Genomic DNA, 15,589 nt, shown 5'->3' with positions numbered 1-15,589 from the left:
CTATATATGACAGCTATCCAACACCGAATGATCGAATAAAGGACATTAGAAAAATAATTGCTTGTTGCAAGGAGATACAAACATGAAGCAAATACTGAAAGGTTCGATTGCTCTGATATTAGGCATGAGTTCAATAACGGCATGGGCCGCTGCAGAACCAGCAAACTTAGGACCTCGTCCCCTCTTTTTAGTCAACAATATGGATGAGAGCCCTTTGAAAACTAAGCTGTTGAGTTGCAGCGAAGGACCTTTTCATCGTAGTGATTTTTCTATTGGGCATCGCGGAGCTGCGATGCAGTTTCCTGAGCACACTAAGGAATCTTATTTAGCGGCGATTCAAATGGGCGCAGGCGTTGTCGAATGTGATGTCACTTTCACCAAAGATAAGGCGTTGGTATGCCGTCACTCGCAAAGTGATCTACACACGACGACCGATGTATTAGCACACCCAGATCTTGCGAAGAAGTGCTCAACCCCGTTTACACCAGCAAACCCCGCGACAGGCGAAGATGCACAGGTTGAGTGCCGTACTTCTGATTTCACGCTGGCTGAGTTTAAGACGCTCAAAGGGAAAATGGATGGTGCGAACCCAAAAGCAACCACGGTCGAAGAGTACATGAATGGCACACCTGGTTGGAGAACCGACCTTTACAGCCAAAGTGGAACACTGATGACACACGCCGAAAGTGCGGCATTGTTTAAAGAGCACGGCGTTAAGGTGACTCCTGAATTGAAATCGGCGGCGGTTGAAATGCCTTTCAATGGCTTTAGCCAAGAGATGTACGCGCAGAAGCTGGTGGATGAACTGAAAGAGGCGGGCTTTGAGCCTTCAGAGACTTACCTACAGTCATTCAACTTGGATGATGTTAAGTATTGGGTCAATGAGACACCTAAGTTCGGTAAGCAAGCCGTTTACCTTGACGATCGTGTCTATGAGCAAGCGGACTTTGTCGCGTCTGTGGAGAACATGAAAGAACTGCACGATGCGGGTGTGAATATCATCGCACCACCTCTGTTTGCTTTGGTTGAGTTAGGTGAGAACAACGAATTGGTTGCGTCTAACTACGCGAAACTGGCTAAGGATGCAGACCTCGACATTATCGCATGGACACTGGAACGTTCTGGCCCGCTAGCGCAAGGCGGTGGTTGGTATTACAAGAGCGTGAAAGATGGCATCAACAATGATGGCGATATGATGAAAATGCTTGATGTGTTGGCACAAGATGTGGGTGTGATGGGCGTATTCAGCGACTGGCCTGCAACGGTAACTTATTACGCTAACTGCATGGACAGCGACGCATAGGCGATTCTGAGAGCGCTGTTACGTCGCTAATTATAGCGTTTGAATAGAGAGCGCTTAGCCAAAGAATAATAAGAGAAAAAGCAGTGAACCAAAGAGCCTTCGGGCTCTTTTTTTACCACTGAAATCGGCGGGACAGAAATGACCCAAATGATGGGTTTTGAGTTGGACACGAATGACTCAAAAGCAATTTGAAAGTGTGGGTTTTTATTTAAGTGACTGAAATTAAAGATATAAAAAGCTGGCATAAAGGCTGCAATAGTGAAGGTGACTTTCAACAATAAGTAAAAGTAAGGTTTGAATATGAAAATCAGTGTTAAAGGACTGTTAATCGCTAGCTCATTACTACTTCCTTCAATGGCTATGGCAAGCGACTGCTCTAGTCGTGGTGTGTTAGACGATCGATACTGTGATGAAAACCAAGATTTGGTGGCCGATTCACCAAAGAATCCAGATGAGTGGAATGACCCAAGTACGCTTGTGTTTACTTACACGCCAGTAGAAGACCCTGCGTTGTACAAAGATGCGTTTGCGGATTTCCAAGCTCACCTAAGTAAAATCACGGGTAAGCGAGTGATTTACTACACAGTTCACTCGAACTCTGCGCAAGTAGAAGCGATGCGTTCTGGTCGATTGCACGTTGCAGGTTTCTCTACGGGCCCAACAGGCTACGCAGTTAACTTAGCAGGTTACGTTCCAATTGCGGTGAAGGGCGATGAGTCTGGCTTCCAAGGCTACAACCTAATCACGATTGTGCGTAAAGACAGCGGCATTAACAAAATGTCTGATCTGAAAGGCAAAAAGGTTGCACACACTTCTGCATCTTCCAACTCTGGCAACCTAGCTCCACGTGCGTTATTCCCAGCGAAAGGCCTAGTGCCAGATGAAGATTACAAAGTGCTTTACTCAGGTAAGCATGACCAATCGATTCTAGGTGTCTTCAATGGAGATTATGACGCAGCACCTGTGGCATCGGACGTGTACGATCGTATGGTAGCAGCAGGTCGTGTTGACGATTCTGAACTGAAGATCATTTACCGTAGCCCACGCTTCCCAACGTCTGCTTTTGGTTACGCGTACAACCTAAAACCAGAGCTAGTTGAGAAGATCAACGAGGCTTTCTTTAGCTACCGCTTTACACCAGAAATGAGCGCATCGTTTAAAGGTGCCGACCGTTTCTCGCCAATCAGCTACAAAGAAGAGTGGGATGTAATTCGTGATATCGCTCATGCGACAGGTACGGCTTACACCAAAACTGGCTTGAAGAAATTGGCTGAAAAAGATGCGGCTAAACGCGCAAAGAAAAAAGCCGCTGAGCTAGCAAAACAAGCAAACAACGGCTAGTTCTTAGCTCTGTTGGAAGGCTAAGTTTTAGAAAGACTTAGCCCTTTAAAAAATACCTACTTCAACTAAATATCTATGCCCTCGCGGGTAGGGCATAGATCATTCGAAAATTCGCACAAGGAAATGCAGTATGGCCGTAGCAAGCTATGAAGGAATAAAGATAAACAACCTTTTCCACGAATACGTGGCAGGCAAGCCAATCCTTAAAGGCATTAATATTGATATCGATGAGCCGGGTATCATCGCGATTATCGGCCCATCCGGGACCGGTAAAAGTACACTTCTGCGCTGTATCAACCGACTCAACGATCCAAGCCAAGGCGAAATCATTTTTGATGGCGCAGACCTAACTCAATTAAAAGGCCAAGCGCTACGTAAACAACGTCGACACATCGGCATGGTGTTTCAAGAATATAACCTCGTGGAACGTTTAACGGTTATCGAGAACGTGTTGAGTGGCCGTTTGGGTTACATGACCGCTTGGAATGCATGGCGTCGCAACTACTCTGCGCAAGACCTAGCAAAAGCGTTCGAGTTACTTGAATTTGTTGGCCTGCAAGACTTTGCTAACCAACGTGCCGACAGTTTATCGGGCGGCCAAAGACAGCGTGTCGGTATCGCTCGCGCAGTAATGCAAGACCCATATATCTTATTGGCGGATGAACCGACTTCATCACTCGACCCGAAAACCGCGGTTGAGATCATGGAGTTGATGGAGACATTCGCAGAACAGAAAAACATTCCCGTGTTGGTTAACATCCATGATGTGAACTTGGCCAAGCGTTATGCCAAGCGCATCATCGGCATGTGTAACGGTAAAGTACATTATGACGGTAGCCCTGAAGGTATTTCAGAAGAAGACCTAAAAATCATTTATGGGGGTGAGTCATGGCTGGATTAAACCCAAGCTCGTCGCCAAGCGTTTCATCAAGCACATCGCCAGCGAAGCATGAAAATCCGTTCAAAACCTCATGGATTAACCGTGCAATTATCGCTGCAATCATTGGCTACCTGTTTTACAGTTTCTCGACGTTAGGGCTGACCTTTGATCGTTTGATCATCGGTTTTGGTGAAAGTGAGCGGTTACTATCAAGAATGTTCCCGCCAGATTTCTCGCGTACTAATCTACTGCTAAGTGGCTTAGCGGAGAGCTTACAGATAGCGATCATTTCGAGTTTCTTCGGCATCATCATTTCACTGTTCCTTGGCTTACTTGCCGCAAGAAACATGATGCCTTCGATTGTATCGACACCTATTCGTGGCTTCATCGCACTGTGTCGTTCTTTCCACCCAGTGATCATCGCAATTCTATTCGTGAAAGCGGTCGGCTTTGGTGCCCTTGCGGGGATCCTGACTTTGGTATTCGCATCGATTGGTTTTATTGCCAAGCTTTTTGCTGAAGCCATTGAAGAGATCTCTTTTAAACCGGTTGAAGCGATTAAAGCGACGGGGGCGAGCTTTGTTAGTGTCATCCTGTACGCGGTGATGCCTCAAGTGTTTACTCGTTTTATTGGCTTTGCTAGTTACCAGCTTGATTCAAATCTACGTAACTCAACCATGGTTGGCATTGTGGGTGCGGGCGGCCTTGGCGGCACGTTATTTTCGGCATTCCAACGCTTTGACTACGACTTTGTCGCCGCTATTTTGATCACCATCATCGCATTGATTCTTGTGGGTGAATTTCTTTCCAACATTGTTAGGAGAATCTTCTAATGACAACTGCATCTATCGATAAAGAGTGGCAGCGCTTTACACCAAACGAACGCGTGGCTCGATTTGCCGTTTACCTGAGCTTAGTGTGTGCGATTGTTTGGTCTTGGCAGACGGTTGAAGTGATTCCAGAGTTCCTATACGACGCGCCAGCGCAGTTTGCTGACATGTTCGAGCGTATGGTGCCAGTGGATTACGCTTTCTATCCTGAATCAATCCACGCAGCGATGATAGAAACACTGCACATTGCGACGTTAGGTACCTTGTTTACCTTGATATTTGCGATTCCGTTGGCGTTGTTGAACGCGCCGAATATCACACCTAATAAAGCGCTGAACTGGGTGGCTCAATTCTTTCTGGTGTCTTCACGCTCTGTGAACTCATTGGTTTGGGCTTTGTTGTTTATCGCACTATTTGGCCCCGGTGTTCTCGCAGGCATTATGGCAATTGCTATTCGCAGTATCGGCTTTGTAGGGAAGCTGTTAGCGGAAGCGATTGCTGAAGTGAACATGGGGCCTATCGAAGCTCTGCGTGCAACCGGCGCTTCTTGGATGAGTATCTTGCTTAAAGGGTATTGGCCACAAGTGATGCCCGCATTCTATTCCATCGTATTGTTCCGTTGGGACATCAATGTGCGTGAATCTGCGGTATTGGGGTTAGTAGGCGCTGGTGGTATTGGCGTGGTGCTAAACGATGCGCAGAATCTTTTTGAGTGGCAAAAAGTTTCGATGGTATTAGTGAGTATCTTCGCAGTGGTTATCGTTGCAGAAGCAGTGGTGATCCACATCCGTAACAAACTCATATAAACATATGGTGCAATGCAGCGTGTTTTGTGTGATGTGTCAAAGTTAAGAGCTTATCTAGCATTTTGAAGCTCACACGACCCTAGGTACTTCGGTCTACCTAGCGGTCGTTTTTTTATGTTGTTTGAATGGGCAGAAAGCTTGTTTAGACAGGGATGGTTAGCTTTTCGCTGTCTCAATTTTAAGCCTCAGAAGTGCATCCACAAATTCTGCAAACCCATAGCCACCCGGTTGTGACATCACCTTGCTTGGATGATGATCTAATTTATCCCAATAATGCTGAATGTTAGCCACGCCAACGGTGAGCTGTAGTGATTCGAACATCTGTTGATCATTCATTGAATCGCCGACATAACACGCTTGCTTGTGGATTTGTTCAAGCGATAGGCCTTTATTAGCCAGAAAACGATGTACTGCGTTTTTCTTTGAGTGCTCGCCATACCAAGCATTGATATGAATCGAACTTGCCGTCGCGTGTGCGCCTAAAGCGTGTATTCTTTCGAGTACCGCTTGAACAGTTTCAGGGTCAACAGGTTCACGGTTTTGGCCGATATCAATCGCGACCTCACACAAGCGGTAAGATTGGTCCAGAGTTAGGGATAGATCTGGGTAACTCGCCAAGATCGCTTCAACTTGTTGTTTTAGCTTGGTTTGGCTCTGGCGCACTTGCTCTAGTGGTGTTTCCGATGAAAGCTGTAATGCACCATCTTGTTTCTCTAATAAGAAGGCGCCGTTCTCTCCAAGCACAGCATCGACAGGCCATAGTTGTGCAATATGATCACACCAACCCGCACAAGCGCCAGTCACCGCGACCACTTTGATTCCATTGTCTCTTAGCTTTTGTAACGCAATCAAGGTTTCAGGAGGGAGTGAGCCTTGCCAAGTGAGCGTGTCATCGACGTCGGTTAATACCCATTCGATGTGCTTCCAGTTATTGCCTAGTTGGTGTTCCATCTAAAAACTCACTATTCCATTGATTGTGTTGCTTAGAGTGAGCAGTTCGTCGTTAAACGTCTACACTCAGTGTTGCTAATTAATGCTGAGCTGTGTTTAGAAAACACAATGCTTAGCAAAGTCACCGGCTTCATTGGCAGTCCAGTCGCCTTTCGGTTTCTCTTTCATATCAGTACACCAAGCTTCACTGCCCACTTCTGTACAGGCCATAAGTTGAGTCGCGAGAAATAGAATTAATGCAATTTTTTTCATAATAAACATTCCTTTCTTGTTTAAATCCTTGCTTATAACTGTATCAAATACTACTAGTGATTGTTATAGCAGTCAGTGACATAAGTTGGTCAAAAAGATCTAGGATTGGGCTGTGTTTTAAGGTTGGAAGCGAACGCGTGTTAGACAGTCGCGATACAAAATTAAGGTGATTAATAGGTTGATTGATAAATTGATTGAGGTGTAGATCGAAAAAGCCAGCAACGCATGCTGGCTTTGGAATTCTTGTGCGCTTCTATTCGTCAGTGCGCTTTAACTATTAGTCGAGTTATACCAGTTTCATCTCTTGGATGATGTCTGAAGCAATTTCTGGCTTCGTGCTCGTTGGTTTCTCGTGTAAGTCTGATTTCAATTGTCCCTTACGGTTACTTAGGCCTGCTTCAAGTTTCTTGAGTGCTGAAGCGATAGCTGGATACATAACGTCATCTGTAGCTTTTGCGTTTACACGTACACCTTCGTAGTTGGTGAACACTTCAACCTGGTGTTGACCATGTTCTTTTGTGATGATGATGTCGCAGCTGATCAGTGATGGGAAATGGTTAGATATCTTCTCGAATTTACCTTCGATGTCTTTGCGTGACTCGTCGTTAATTGATACATGATGTGTTTGAACATTTATTTTCATAAATCATACCTTTCCAATGACTGTGTCATTTAAACGTAGCAAACATCGGTTAGTTTAACCAACTGCGAAATAGCACATGTGTGATTCACTTCAGTGTTATCAAATAATCTCCCTTTACTCCCTTGAAAGTCCGAAGAACTGATCGCATATTATGTTTCGTGTTTTCAATACATGTTCAAAAATCCCTCACTCGCGAAGCATTCCTCTAATCTACCTTGCCAGCCTAGGTTTTATCGCCTTAACCAAACGTCAGCTCAAATACTTATTCTAGTTTAAGTTTTATAAATCACTGCAGTTGATATAAAAAGTGTGGTTTATATAAAAAAGCAAAGCTCCGTGAATGCGACTATTGAATAAGGCAACTCTTGGTTGCCTTTATAGCGCCATCTGGTTTTAGCGATAGCTATTCTTCAAATTGGTAAGAAGAGGGCACGACAATGACGCCTTGTTTCGATATGTGAAAGCGTTTAGCGTCGGCAAGGTTATCAATACCGATTTGGGTGCCATCTGGCACTTTGACGTTCTTATCTATGATGCAGTTTTGAATATGGCAATTTTTCCCAATCTCAACATCTTCAAACAGAATACTATCAATCACAATCGCGGCATTACTGACTTTCACTTTAGGAAAGAAGATAGAGTTTTGCGCAGAGCCACCTTCGATCACTACGCCATTCGCTATCATCGAGTTGATGAGTATTCCTTGGTTTCCTTCTACAGAAGCAATGGTGCGTGCAGGTGGCAGTTGCGGCTCGTAGGTGCGAATCGCCCAATCTGGTTGGTATAAATCGATAGGTGAGGCTGGCTTTAACAGATCCATATTAGACTGGTAGTAAGAGTCGATGGTACCCACATCTCTCCAGTACGCATCTTGGGTCACTCGGCCTTCTTCGTCGCCAAACTTATACGCGTAAACACTGTTGTTGCCGACCAATTTAGGAATAATGTCTTTACCGAAATCATGGCTTGAGTTCGGATCTTCGGCATCCGCCAGTAGCGCTTGTGTTAACACCTCTTTATCAAAGACGTAAATACCCATTGAAGCCATGCTTCGAGTCGGCCTACCGGGGACACATGCAGGGTAATGTGGCTTTTCGGTAAAGTTATTGATCTCTAGAGATTCATCTATCTCCATCACACCAAATTCTTTGGCTTCATCAATCGAAACCTCCATGCACGCTACGGTTAGATCGGCCTCGTTCTTTTTATGTTGCTTGAGCATTGGCGCGTAATCCATGCGATAGATATGGTCGCCTGATAACACCACTACATGCTTAGCTTCGCTACGAGAAAGCAGATACAAGTTTTGATAAATCGCATCGGCAGTACCGCTATACCAACTATCACCTGTACGCATTTGTGGGGGGACATTGGTGATGTATTCGCCGAGCTCGGGGTTAAGCACCGACCAACCATCTCTTAAATGTTTTTGTAAAGAGTGAGACTTGTACTGAGTCAGCACCAAAATTTGGCGCAGCCCAGAGTGTAAGCAGTTCGCGAGCGTGAAATCGATGATTCGATATTTACCGCCAAAAGGTACCGCAGGTTTTGCACGGTTATCGGTAAGGGGAGAAAGCCGAGAGCCAACACCGCCGGCCAGAACGATTGTAAGAGTGTCTTGCATGGTCAGAACCTCAATGTATTTATGATTATGAACATAGACTTGCAAGCGCTGAGCCAAATGTAACTCATTGAATATTAAACGAGATGAGAATGAATTCTGCGAGATTGCACCAAGTTGATGCGTACGAGGTGTTGGCTTGCTCTATTTTGATCCAAATAGATCCGGGCAAGGTGAATGGGTTAAATTAACGAAATGACGCACGGGAAAGTTGCATTACAAAACTGTCAATAAAATGAAGCAATAAAGTGATCAAGTCGATGCAAATTTACATAAGTTCTCACAAGTTTTCACAAATTGATTTCCATCAATAAAGTAGGGTTATTATATGCTACCTTGCACGCAAAATAAGAAATGATTACTCATTCACCAATAACGATTAAGCCCTCAAAAGGAAATTATAATGAAAAAAACAGTATGTGGTATTGCGGTTGTTGCGGCTCTTATGTCAACTAGTGCTTTTGCTCATAAAGAAGGTGATTTCATCATCCGTGCTGGTGCCGCAATAGTGTCTCCTAACGATAGCAGTGGAGATGTTTTGGAGACATCGGGTTCAAAATTTGGTGTGGATTCAAACACCCAACTTGGATTGACATTTGGCTACATGTTTACAGACAACATCAGTCTCGAGATTCTTGCAGCGACGCCGTTCTCCCATACAATTTCTACAAACCATGGTGGTTTAGGTGATATCGCCGAGACAAAACACTTACCACCAACGTTGATGGTGCAGTACTACTTCGGCGAAGCAAACAGTAAGTTCCGTCCTTACGTAGGTGCTGGTATTAACTACACCGTATTCTTTGACGAAGAGCTTAATGGTGCGGCTAAAGATGCTGGTTTAAGTGACTTGTCCCTTGATGATTCGTGGGGACTGGCTGCGAATGTTGGTATGGATTACATGATCAACGACGACTGGTTTTTAAACGCATCCGTCTGGTACGCAGACATCGATACTACAGCCAAATACAAGGCTGGTGGGAAACAGTACTCAACAGACGTTGATATTGATCCATGGGTATTCATGATCGGTGGTGGTTACAACTTCTAATCAACATCTTTAGTTTGTTAAAAGCGCTCAAGCTCCAGCCAGTTTGGGCGCTTTTTTCTTTTGATCAACAACGTCACAAACAACGCAAGCAAATCATGCATGAGTAAAAATTGATGTGGCGATTGCAATCATCGTTACCACCAAAACGAAAGCGCCACTACTTGTTAAGTAGTGGCGTTTTTTAGTTCATCGCTTATTTAGTAGCGATAGCAAAGGCCTATGGCTGTTGCTTAGTTGGTGCTAGAGCAATCTCACGGATACATACATTCTGTGGTTGTTGGTAAGCGTACGATACCGCGCGAGCAATATCGTCAGCAGCCAGTACGCCGCCCATGTCTTCTTTCCAAGAATCGTAACCGTCTTTGATTTCTTGAGATGTAGTGTGAGACAGAAGTTCAGTCTCTACAGCACCCGGTGCGATAGTGGTAACACGAACATTTGAAGCAGCAACTTCTTCACGAACGTTCTCAGAAATAGCGTGTACCGCGAATTTAGTACCACAGTAAGCAGCGTGGCTTGGGAATGTTTTCTTACCCGCGATTGAGCTGATGTTGATGATAGTACCTGTATTGCGTTCCATCATAGGAGCAAGTACAGATTGCATGCCGTTTAGAAGGCCAATCACGTTCACGTCGAACATTGTCTTCCACTCTTGAGCGTCTTGAGTATCGATTTGACCAAGAAGCATTGCACCAGCGTTGTTGATAAGCGCGTCTACAGGGCCAAATTTCGCTTCACCTTGTGCGATTGCTGCATCAAAAGACGCTTTGTCTGTTACGTCTACTTTTACTGACAGTGAGTTTGGTAGGTTCAGCGCTTCAAGGCGGTCAACACGACGAGCTAAAAGTAGCAGAGGGTGACCTTCATCGCTTAGACGACGAGCGATTGCTTCACCAATACCAGAGCTTGCACCTGTAATTACGATTAGTTTTTTCATTTTATTTCCTCTGTACTTTAATTGCGTCGGTTGGCTACGACGTGTTGTTTAAGTGCATTCGAATCAAGTGCTTGTTGCCTTGCTTCGTTGCGATGGAAGTATATTAAGGAAAATAACATTGTTGATATATAGCGCTTTACTTGAAACACTGTTGCTGTGGTGCAACAATAAAGGCGTCTATCTCATAACTTCATTAGTAAGCTGGTGACTATGCTCAATCAAATTAACCTGTCTGATATTCGCTCCTTCGTGCTTATCGCTCGTTTAGGTAATTTCACCAAAGCGGCAGAGGAGTTGGATGTGTCTCGTTCCCACGTATCACGCCAAGTGAGTAGCCTAGAAAAGCAGATGGGTGTAACACTGTTTATCCGCACCACTCGAACCTTGAGGCTGACGCACGCAGGGCAAGATCTGTACGCGAGATGTGAGCAAGCCCTCGATAACATAGACCAAGCTCTGATTGCTGCTGTGGACGATGTCGAAGAAGTACGTGGCGACATAAAAGTAAACTGTGTCGGTGGTTATCTTGGTGAAGTGATCATCGCGGATTTGGTCAATGAGTTCATGCAACTCTACCCAGACATCAGCATTAGCCTTGATTTCAGTAGTAACCGAGTCGACTTGATTGAAGACGCGTTTGATATCGCTTTTCGCATGGGAAGCTTAGAAGACGCGGGCTTTATCGCAAGAAAGCTTTTAGACATTGAGATGGGAACACTCGCGAGCCCTGATTATTTTGCTCGTAAAGGAAAGCCAAGCCATCCTAAGGATCTGATCCACCATGACTGCTTAACGGGATCGGTGCGTAAGTGGAGTTTTCAAGCACTGGACGACACCAAGAAAACGGTCGATGTGCATGTGACGGGCAGACTGCAATGTAAAAATGGGCGAGTGTTGGTGCAGGGCGCGAAGTCGGGCAACGGAATTATTCGTGTACCAACCATCTATTGCTTACAAGAACTGAACGACGGGCAATTACTGCAAGTGTTTGAAGAATGGGTAGTGCCTAAGGTCGACTTTTCAGCGATCTACCATCGAGACCGCTATCAACCAAGCCGAATCCGAACCTTCATTGATTTTGTCAAAGGTCGCTTTGAGCAAATGCCAGTGAGCTAAATAGTGCGTGTTATCCATTATTTGGTATTGAGCGGATTTGCTTGGGCTTACATCTCGTCGATTTCGTTTTGAAGGTTTTCCAGCTGGTCTAGAATCAACAAGAACTTCTCACCGAACGGTGTCACTTGGTACTCCACTCTTGGTGGCAGTTCGTTGAACATTTGCTTATCTAAAATCCCGAATTCTACATTTCGCTTCAAACATTCATTCAATACCTTTGTAGATAGCCCTTCTACTGAGCGCACCATTTCACCGGGGCGATTAATGCCATTTGCCAGTAATTGGTAAACCGTTAGCGACCATTTACAGCCGTAGATGGTTTCTACCATGCGAGCGGAACGCTCTGGTGCTGATTTTCTTGAAAAAAAGTTTTCCTGATTTTTCATAAAGATGTACCAATAAGTACCTACCTAACCGATTTGTACTTACTATTCATAGTGTTAGTTCAAAGCCTAAGATTACCACGTTCACATGACTTAGGAGATAACAAAATGAACTTCACTAAAAATGGTATTGCAGTAGTAATCGGTGGCACAAGTGGTATGGGCTTTGAAACAGCGAAGCAGTTAGTCGCTCAAAACATCCATGTGTTGGTTGTCGGCAATAACCCAACTAAGTTAGATAAAGCGGTGTCAGAATTGCAATCGTTAGGTCACGCTTCAGGCTGGCAAGCTAACCTTTATGATGATGCAAGTGTGTCTCGCCTTATTGCGCATTTAGAGTCGCTCGAAGAAGGCATTGGTTACCTTGTGAATGCGGCGGGTTACTTCAACCCTAAAGCGTTTATCGAGCACCAAGAATCTGATTACGAGCAATACATGCAGCTTAATAAAGCAACCTTCTTCATCACTCAAGCGATAAGTAAATTGATGATCAAGAACGGTGGTGGCAGTGTGGTTAACGTTGGCTCTATGTGGGGGAAGCAGGCAATCAAAGCGACGCCATCTTCTGCCTATTCAATGGCTAAAGCTGGCCTGCACGCATTAACACAGTACATGGCAATGGAACTGGCTGAACATAATATTCGTGTGAATGCGGTTTCTCCGGCTGTGGTTAAAACACCGATTTACGAATCTTTCATTAAACCTGAAGAAGTGGATCAAGCGCTAGAAGGTTTCAACGCATTCCATCCGATTGGCCGAGTCGGTTTGCCGAAAGACATCGCCAATAGCATCTCTTTCTTACTGTCAGACAGTGCAGATTGGGTAACGGGTGCAATCTGGGATGTTGATGGCGGTGTGATAGCTGGCCGCAATTAATTAGGCTTCTGTTAAGGTGGCTGTCGCGCAGGAAAAATGCAGCGAGATGGCCTCCTGGATGAGTATTCGCGTAGAATAAAAGCTAGAAAGATAATAAGAATAATTAAAACGATAACAAGAGTAAGGTCGCCATTATGTTCAACATGGACTTTTCAAAAAAGCTGGTTATTGAAACCGAATCATTAGGCTGGATTGCAAGCCCTGCCAAAGGGGTTTGGCGTAAGCCGCTTGAAAGAGAAGAGAAAGAATCGGGCCACACGACCAGTGTTGTGAAGTACGATCCTGAATCTTCGTTTTCTGAGCACCCGCATCCGCAAGGCGAAGAGATATTCGTATTAGAGGGTGTGTTCTCAGATGAAACTGGAGATTTCCCTGCGGGCACTTATATCCGTAATCCCCCGGGCAGTGCGCATTCTCCATCAAGCAAAGATGGCTGCACGATCTTGGTGAAGCTTAATCAGTTTGATGCGAGAGACTTAACTCAAGTTCGTATCAATACCCTAGAAACGGAATGGCTTCCGGGCATCGGTGGCTTACAAGTGATGCCGCTACATGTTTTTGAGCACGAAAATGTGGCCTTGGTGAAATGGCCCGTTGGTGAGCGCTTTCAGCCACACCGTCATTTTGGTGGTGAAGAGATCTTTGTGTTGTCAGGCACTTTTAAAGATGAACATGGCGTGTATCCAAAACACACTTGGATGCGTAGCCCTCATATGAGCGAGCATTTCCCTTATGTGGAAGAAGAGACGGTTATCCTAGTGAAAACGGGTCACTTGCCATTGGATTAAAGGAATGCTCAATATAAAGATGAGAAAGCCGCATTGTTGTGAACAAGCGGCTTTTTTAGTTTTTATATATGAATTGACTAGTAAGCGACACCAATACGTTGACGTGGGAACTTGCCAGCTTCGAGCTCATCAATCATCGCAATCGCGTAGTCGCTGACTGAAATTTTGCTGTTGCCATCTTCGTCGGTGAGCAGCTGATCACCACCTGTGCGGTAGGTTGATAGCTTATCGCCCGGGAAAATTTCTGCTGCAGGGCTAACAAACGTCCAGTTAACCTCGCTGTTCGATTGCTTGAACACTTCAAGAGCTTCACCCTGTGCTAGTGCTTCGTTTTTGTAATCTGCTGGGAAGTCAGGAACGGTCACTAACGGTACGTTTGGCGCCACTTCTAATGAACCTGCACCGCCAACCCAAAGCAGGCGCTCGATACCAATGCTTGGCAGTGTCTCAAGCAGCTTAGTCGCTGTGCTTTTTACGATGTCGTGATTACCCAAAGCACGTCCGCCAATCGAAGTGATTACTGCATCAACGCCGGATAGTACGGTTGCAAGGCTTGCTGCTTCATCTTGTAAATCAAATGAACGAACCTCAACATTGTTTATTTCTACACGGCTTGCATCTCTTACGACTGCAACCACGTCGTGACCACGAGATTGAGCTTCTTGAGCAATGTGACTACCAATCCAACCAGATGCGCCTAATACTGCAATTTTCATAATGTCTCTCCAATTATCTAATTTATTGAGTCTGTTTCTCGACAGCCATTGCAGTCTAATAGCTCACTAGGTTGCGATAAATATCGTAAAATGATGTAGATTGTATCTATACAGTTATCTAATAGGCTTGGTTAAGTCGGCAAGGGAGAGTGTGATGGACAGGTTGACGGCGATGCGTAGCTTTGTTGAAGTCGCAAATTGCGCCAGTTTTACTCAAGCAGCAGAGCATTTGGACATGAGCCGTTTACAGGTTTCACGGCATGTTCAAGAGATCGAAGGGTGGTTAAAACAAAGGTTACTGCACAGAACTACTCGTAAGGTCAGTTTGACAGCGGCAGGAGAGATTGCGCTGCAACGTTGCGAGAAGATACTCCATGAAACCGCAGAGCTAGAAGTCACTTCACTCAATCAAACCGACGATCTTTCAGGGGTAATTCGAATTGCAGCGCCGATTGGTTTAACTCAAAACATGCTGTTGGATGTGGTTGAGCAATTCACAGAGCGTCACCCTAATATCACGGTCGAGTTGTTTGCCTCAGACCGTTTTGCGCAGCTGGTGGATGAGAGAATAGATATTGCCCTTCGCTATACTGACCAACCTGACGATAGTTTGATTGCTCGAAAGCTCATGGAAATTGATTCAGTGGTGTGTGCCTCTCAAGTCTACCTAGACAAGTACGGAGAACCTGAAACGGTCGAAGCACTTCGACAGCATAACTGCTTTCGCCATTTGAGTGTTTCTAAGTGGGATTTCGTTAAGGATAACCAGCACTATTCGGTTGAGGTGTCTGGCACTATCAAGGCTAACGATGTTGGGGTATTAACTCGCGCCGCACAGCATGGAAAAGGGATTGTTCGCTTACCTTGTGATTTAGCCAATCCGTTGATTGCAGAAGGGAAATTGAAACGAATATTGGATGACTTTGTTTCACCCAGCAGTGTGCTTTGGGCGGTGTATCTGTCTCGCAGTTATCAGCTGCCTGTTGTTCGTCAGTTCATTGATTTTGCAGCAGAAGTTTGGTCTAGCGATATTAAGTCTGGTGATGTTTGAGGTTAAATATCTTAAGTACACAAGGCATAAGCAAACAAATACAA

General features: G+C 45.0%; 17 protein-coding genes. 10 read left to right on the top strand and 7 right to left on the bottom strand.

Features of this window, described 5'->3' with window-relative positions; all coding sequences use genetic code 11:
- Positions 1 to 82 precede the first annotated feature (82 nt).
- From ACED60_RS14225 to phnE (ACED60_RS14205), 5 genes are all read left to right on the top strand, one after another.
- Entirely contained in the window at positions 83 to 1,303 is a 1,221-nt protein-coding gene (locus tag ACED60_RS14225; protein WP_371727820.1) for a glycerophosphodiester phosphodiesterase family protein, read from the top strand.
- Between the two features lie 300 nt (positions 1,304 to 1,603).
- A complete protein-coding gene (gene phnD, locus ACED60_RS14220) occupies positions 1,604 to 2,644 on the top strand; it encodes a phosphate/phosphite/phosphonate ABC transporter substrate-binding protein (RefSeq protein ID WP_004732989.1) in 1,041 nt (346 codons plus the stop codon).
- Between the two features lie 130 nt (positions 2,645 to 2,774).
- Positions 2,775 to 3,545 (top strand): phosphonate ABC transporter ATP-binding protein, encoded by a 771-nt coding sequence (gene phnC / locus ACED60_RS14215; RefSeq protein WP_004732991.1) that lies wholly within the window; start codon positions 2,775 to 2,777, stop codon positions 3,543 to 3,545.
- Positions 3,533 to 4,357 (top strand): phosphonate ABC transporter, permease protein PhnE, encoded by an 825-nt coding sequence (gene phnE, locus ACED60_RS14210; protein ID WP_371727819.1) that lies wholly within the window; start codon positions 3,533 to 3,535, stop codon positions 4,355 to 4,357. Before phnC ends, phnE (ACED60_RS14210) begins: the two co-directional genes overlap by 13 nt.
- Positions 4,357 to 5,160 carry a phosphonate ABC transporter, permease protein PhnE gene (gene phnE / locus ACED60_RS14205; protein WP_004732994.1) on the top strand — a complete coding sequence of 268 codons (804 nt, stop codon included), beginning with the start codon at positions 4,357 to 4,359 and terminating at the stop codon, positions 5,158 to 5,160. Before phnE (ACED60_RS14210) ends, phnE (ACED60_RS14205) begins: the two co-directional genes overlap by 1 nt.
- A 156-nt stretch (positions 5,161 to 5,316) precedes the next feature.
- On the opposite strand, the gene ACED60_RS14200 is transcribed toward phnE (ACED60_RS14205), so the two are convergent.
- From ACED60_RS14200 to glgC, 4 genes are all read right to left on the bottom strand, one after another.
- Positions 5,317 to 6,111, bottom strand: a complete 795-nt coding sequence (locus ACED60_RS14200; protein ID WP_017103530.1) for an HAD-IIB family hydrolase — start codon at positions 6,109 to 6,111, stop codon at positions 5,317 to 5,319.
- A 96-nt stretch (positions 6,112 to 6,207) separates the two neighbouring features.
- Complete coding sequence (locus ACED60_RS14195; RefSeq protein ID WP_004732998.1) at positions 6,208 to 6,363, bottom strand: DUF3012 domain-containing protein; 156 nt, start codon at positions 6,361 to 6,363, stop codon at positions 6,208 to 6,210.
- Positions 6,364 to 6,649: 286 nt separating this feature from the next.
- Positions 6,650 to 7,006 (bottom strand): ribosome hibernation-promoting factor, HPF/YfiA family, encoded by a 357-nt coding sequence (gene hpf / locus ACED60_RS14190; protein WP_009846260.1) that lies wholly within the window; start codon positions 7,004 to 7,006, stop codon positions 6,650 to 6,652.
- A 403-nt stretch (positions 7,007 to 7,409) separates the two neighbouring features.
- Positions 7,410 to 8,630, bottom strand: coding sequence for a glucose-1-phosphate adenylyltransferase (gene glgC, locus ACED60_RS14185; RefSeq protein WP_371727818.1), 1,221 nt, complete (start codon positions 8,628 to 8,630; stop codon positions 7,410 to 7,412).
- Between the two features lie 400 nt (positions 8,631 to 9,030).
- Here glgC and ompW point away from each other — a divergent pair, with 400 nt between their 5' ends.
- On the top strand, positions 9,031 to 9,678 hold the full coding sequence (gene ompW / locus ACED60_RS14180) for an outer membrane protein OmpW (RefSeq protein WP_012601085.1): 648 nt from the start codon (positions 9,031 to 9,033) through the stop codon (positions 9,676 to 9,678).
- Between the two features lie 217 nt (positions 9,679 to 9,895).
- Here the strand turns inward: ompW and ACED60_RS14175 are convergent, their stop codons facing one another.
- On the bottom strand, positions 9,896 to 10,615 hold the full coding sequence (locus ACED60_RS14175) for an SDR family oxidoreductase (protein WP_009846263.1): 720 nt from the start codon (positions 10,613 to 10,615) through the stop codon (positions 9,896 to 9,898).
- A 210-nt stretch (positions 10,616 to 10,825) separates the two neighbouring features.
- Between ACED60_RS14175 and ACED60_RS14170 the strand changes: the two genes are divergently transcribed.
- Entirely contained in the window at positions 10,826 to 11,731 is a 906-nt protein-coding gene (locus ACED60_RS14170) for a LysR family transcriptional regulator (protein WP_009846264.1), read from the top strand.
- Between the two features lie 47 nt (positions 11,732 to 11,778).
- Here ACED60_RS14170 and ACED60_RS14165 read toward each other — a convergent pair whose 3' ends face one another.
- Positions 11,779 to 12,117, bottom strand: a complete 339-nt coding sequence (locus ACED60_RS14165; RefSeq protein WP_004733017.1) for a helix-turn-helix domain-containing protein — start codon at positions 12,115 to 12,117, stop codon at positions 11,779 to 11,781.
- Between the two features lie 105 nt (positions 12,118 to 12,222).
- Here ACED60_RS14165 and ACED60_RS14160 point away from each other — a divergent pair, with 105 nt between their 5' ends.
- Both ACED60_RS14160 and ACED60_RS14155 read left to right on the top strand, forming a co-directional pair.
- A complete protein-coding gene (locus tag ACED60_RS14160; RefSeq protein WP_371727817.1) occupies positions 12,223 to 12,990 on the top strand; it encodes an SDR family NAD(P)-dependent oxidoreductase in 768 nt (255 codons plus the stop codon).
- A 134-nt stretch (positions 12,991 to 13,124) separates the two neighbouring features.
- Complete coding sequence (locus ACED60_RS14155) at positions 13,125 to 13,778, top strand: cupin domain-containing protein (RefSeq protein WP_371727816.1); 654 nt, start codon at positions 13,125 to 13,127, stop codon at positions 13,776 to 13,778.
- Positions 13,779 to 13,855: 77 nt separating this feature from the next.
- Here the strand turns inward: ACED60_RS14155 and ACED60_RS14150 are convergent, their stop codons facing one another.
- A complete protein-coding gene (locus ACED60_RS14150) occupies positions 13,856 to 14,494 on the bottom strand; it encodes an NAD(P)-dependent oxidoreductase (protein ID WP_371727815.1) in 639 nt (212 codons plus the stop codon).
- 154 nt (positions 14,495 to 14,648) lie between these two features.
- On the opposite strand from ACED60_RS14150, the gene ACED60_RS14145 reads away from it, so the two are divergent.
- Positions 14,649 to 15,545: a LysR family transcriptional regulator gene (locus tag ACED60_RS14145; protein ID WP_009846268.1), complete on the top strand. Its 897-nt coding sequence runs from the start codon at positions 14,649 to 14,651 to the stop codon at positions 15,543 to 15,545.
- Positions 15,546 to 15,589: the final 44 nt, after the last annotated feature.

This window comes from Vibrio sp. 1F279 (genome assembly GCF_041439815.1).
Taxonomy (GTDB): Bacteria; Pseudomonadota; Gammaproteobacteria; order Enterobacterales; family Vibrionaceae; genus Vibrio; species Vibrio tasmaniensis_A.
Note: the sequence above shows the minus strand (reverse complement) of the source record. Positions and strands in the feature narration are given on the sequence as shown.